This is a genomic window from Dyadobacter sp. HNCC25DJ185 (genome assembly GCF_056895195.1).
Window position 1 is genome coordinate 1 of record NZ_JBXHAR010000025.1, and the last position, 3502, is coordinate 3502.

A 3502-nucleotide genomic window follows, 5' to 3' on the forward strand; every position below is an offset into this window, starting at 1 on the left:
CTTGGCTTCAATATGCTCGCCATCCTAAGGCAAATTTACACTGGATAGGTAAATTCCATTTCAATAAACTAGATTCACAAATCAGCTCAGCACTCGGTTTCAAAGACTATGAAATCCGAATGAGCCGCCCGCTTTGCGCGTCTGGCCAGATGTACGATTGTAATACAATCGCCGGTTGCTGCGCACCCGATCTGGCCTTCCCCTCCAAAGTCGGTCCAGGTTTCTGATGGAGTTTTTAATGTTTGAAAGTGTAGATAGGATCGTGATGAAAGAAGAAAAATCGAACAAGACAAAGCTTGTAATCTTCCGGTTAACACCCAAAGAATACGCTAATCTGGAAGCCAAACGCAGCCGCACCACCTGCCGTAAATTGAGTGAATTTTTACGGCTCTTGATCTTCAACCGACCGGTAACTGTGATCGAAAGGAATGGTTCGCAAGATCAGATGATCGGCGAATTGTCGGAGCTGCGGGAAGAGCTAAACCGGCTTGGCAACAACTTCAACCAGGCGACCAAACGCCTCAATGCCGTCAACCAAATTTCAGAATTCAGAAACTGGATCGCCAGCTACGAAGCTGAAAGAACATCCCTGTTTTCAATCCTGGACAAGATCAAATCGCAAACCGATAAACTGGCAGATCGATGGTTGCAGTGATCCACTCTAGCAGTCGGCTTCGAGCTGTGCTGCAATACAATGAGAACAAGCTGGAACAGGGACATGCGGAATGCATTTCGGCTATCAACTATCCAAAGGATGCGGACGCCCTGAGTCTTGATCAAAAGCTAAACCGCATCCAGAGGCAACTCGCTTTGAACAAAAGGACAAAAGTCAACACGGTTCACGTGTCCCTGAACTTTGATCCATCGGAGAAGCTAAGCAAAGAAGAGCTTGCGGAGATCTCGAAAGCCTATTTAAAAGGTATTGGATTTGAGAAACAACCCGCCCTCGTATACGAGCACCGGGATGCCGGTCACCGGAGTGCCGGCCCAGCCACATGTGCATATTGTGACGACCAACATCAAAGCTGATGGCAGCCGGATCTCGCTGCACAACCTGGGCAAAAATCAATCGGAGAAAACCAGGAAGGAGATTGAGATAGATTTTGGATTGGTGAAGGCACAAGATCGAAAAGCCCAGGAGTTTACTTTGAAGCCGGTCAGCATCAAAGCAGAGTATGGAAAATCAGAAACCAAGAAGGCCATTGCCAATGTGCTCGACAAGGTTCTGAACGAATACAAGTTCACCACGATGGGTGAATTGAATGCAGCGCTCAACTATTATAATGTTGCTGCGGACATTGGCTCTGAGGGTTCGAGGATCAGAAAGAACAATGGCATCTTATACCGCGTGCTGGATAAAAACGGCAACCGGGTCGGGGTGCCCATCAAAGCAAGCGACTTTCATTTCAAGCCAACACATAGAAATCTGAAAGTGCGTTTTCTGTACAATGAGATGAATCCGAACCGTACGAAGGATTCGTTACGTGTTAAGAATAGTATAGATTTTACTTTGTATGGCAAACAAAACGTGTCATTGCCCAGGCTGATCAATATTCTTCAAAAAGACGGGATCGATACGGTAATCCGAAAAAATGAAGAAGGCCACTTGTACGGGATCACATATTTAGACCACCGTACTAAATGCGTTTTCAATGGAAGTGCATTGGGCAAGCAGTATAGCGCGAAGGGAATTACCGAGCGATGCATCGAGGATCCTTTTTCTCTTCATCAGCAAAAATCTCAAAGGATTGGGATGGATGTTGGTCAGGCTGCTAGTGCGGGTAATGTTTACCATGCCGGAAATGGTAGTTCGTTGGAGAATGATAAGTCTCTTAATTCTTTGTTGTCTCCCGTCAAGGATGGAGAGTACACGCCGCATCAGTTGAAGAAGCCGAGGCGGAAGAAGCAGAAAGGGTTTTCGATGGGATTTTGAGTTATTGAAGGAATGCGCTTGCACCACAGCGCAACGAAAGGTACAAGGCAAAAAGTGACGACTTCAAATCCATCGGCTATTTACCGCGGCTGGGCGCCCCCGGCTGTCGCCGCTCCTTAAACCGCCTTATGGATTTGCAGCCAAGGGGTGAACCTCGTCACTTTTTACTTTGAGTGAGAGTATGCGATTGCACTGAGGTAAAAAAAATAGTTTTAAATCAGGCGACAATCCGAAACAACTAAGGCACTGCCTTTCCATTCCCTGGCAACGCCCCGGTGACGGTTTGTTCCATAGCCATTTTTCTGAGCTACAACAAAAAAGGACTGTCGCCAACAGTCCCTTCAATCTCTAAACTTTCGCTACCATTTGTTCGAGGCCTTCCCAAGTACTTTCAGGTCAAATAGCGCAGACCTCTCGGCTGATCAAACGGGAAATCCAAGTGACACAGAGCCAGATCGACAAACTACCACAAGTTAGTTATTTTGAGCACATTATGTATATAGTAGCTACCAATGTCGTGTCAAACTGTCAATATGAATTATATAAATACTAATTTTGTTCGCTTAGTTAGAGCATTAACCGACAAATTTTTATCTTTGGAATATGTCACAAAAAGAATACACTGAATTCTCGGTTGCAATCAAAAAATATACCGCTAAGCTCTCTAGAGATAAGAGTGCTTCAAAGACTTTTTTAGTCAATACCGGTATTATTACTGAAAAAGGAAACCTAAGAGAGCCGTATAAAAACCTATGTATTCCACAAGATCAGGATTAGTACTTGCTTTCCATGGATGTGATGAAGTCGTAGTTTCAGATGTTTTAAATGGTAATTCTATTCTTCGGAATAGTACCAACAAGTATGATTGGCTAGGTCATGGAGTGTATTTCTGGGATAATAGCCCATCACGAGCTCTCGAATTTGCTCACTTTCTCAAAGACAATCCTGGCAAATCAAAGCAAAAGATAGAAAACCCAGCGGTGATAGGAGCAGTTATTAATTTAGGACACTGCCTGGATCTGCTGGATTATCAAAATTTAGCTTTTTTGAAGGATGCTCATGAATTACTAGTAGCCTCATACCTATCCCTAGGCCAAGATATGCCTGTTAACAGAAAAGGAAAGAGCGATAAAGACTTGCTTTTGAGAGAATTGGATTGTGCTGTTATCGAAACTTTACATCAGTTTCGAAAGCAAGAAAAAATGCGACCATTTGATTCTGTAAGAGGTGTTTTCTGGGAAGGAGATGAACTGTATAAGAATGCCGGATTTCGAGAAAAAGATCATATTCAAATTTGCATTAGAAACCCTAACTGTATAAAAGGTTACTTCTTACCACAAGAGCCAAATAATCGTTTTGCTTTAATCTGATAAATTACTTCTTATCGAAAAGGAACAAATCAGCTCACGAAAAACGATGGTATAGCTAAAAAATGCCATGTTATCTATGACAGGCCACTACCCAGCCCAATAGACGCACCACTGCTCGAGGCGGATATTACAGCGGCTGTAAGTGACTAGCAAACCACCTACTCTAGGGAAACCGGCGTAAAAATTGGTATGTAACGAA

Annotated in this window: 5 protein-coding genes; all 5 read left to right on the plus strand. The window is 43.7% G+C overall.

Annotated elements, in window-relative coordinates; all coding sequences use genetic code 11:
- Positions 1-227 (plus strand): hypothetical protein (locus tag AC1XUF_RS31970; protein WP_483345953.1); only part of this gene is annotated, 227 nt, incomplete at its 5' end.
- 38 nt (positions 228-265) lie between these two features.
- Positions 266-655 carry a plasmid mobilization protein gene (locus tag AC1XUF_RS31975; RefSeq protein WP_483345954.1) on the plus strand — a complete coding sequence of 130 codons (390 nt, stop codon included), beginning with the start codon at positions 266-268 and terminating at the stop codon, positions 653-655.
- The gene (locus AC1XUF_RS31980; protein ID WP_483345955.1) at positions 643-1029 is read left to right on the plus strand and encodes a relaxase/mobilization nuclease domain-containing protein; all 387 of its coding nucleotides are present in this window, start codon (positions 643-645) and stop codon (positions 1027-1029) included. The genes AC1XUF_RS31975 and AC1XUF_RS31980 overlap by 13 nt, the downstream gene beginning before the upstream one ends.
- The gene (locus AC1XUF_RS31985; protein WP_483345956.1) at positions 929-1933 is read left to right on the plus strand and encodes a relaxase/mobilization nuclease domain-containing protein; all 1005 of its coding nucleotides are present in this window, start codon (positions 929-931) and stop codon (positions 1931-1933) included. Before AC1XUF_RS31980 ends, AC1XUF_RS31985 begins: the two co-directional genes overlap by 101 nt.
- A 752-nt stretch (positions 1934-2685) precedes the next feature.
- Positions 2686-3303, plus strand: coding sequence for a hypothetical protein (locus AC1XUF_RS31990; RefSeq protein WP_483345957.1), 618 nt, complete (start codon positions 2686-2688; stop codon positions 3301-3303).
- The last annotated feature ends 199 nt before the right edge of the window (positions 3304-3502 follow it).

Excerpts from the sequence above, each read along its gene's own strand:
- AC1XUF_RS31975 (WP_483345954.1), top strand. The coding sequence starts at position 266 with ATGAAAGAAGAAAAATCGAACAAGACAAAGCTTGTAATCTTCCGGTTA.
- AC1XUF_RS31980 (WP_483345955.1), top strand. The coding sequence starts at position 643 with ATGGTTGCAGTGATCCACTCTAGCAGTCGGCTTCGAGCTGTGCTGCAA.
- AC1XUF_RS31990 (WP_483345957.1), top strand. The coding sequence starts at position 2,686 with ATGTATTCCACAAGATCAGGATTAGTACTTGCTTTCCATGGATGTGAT.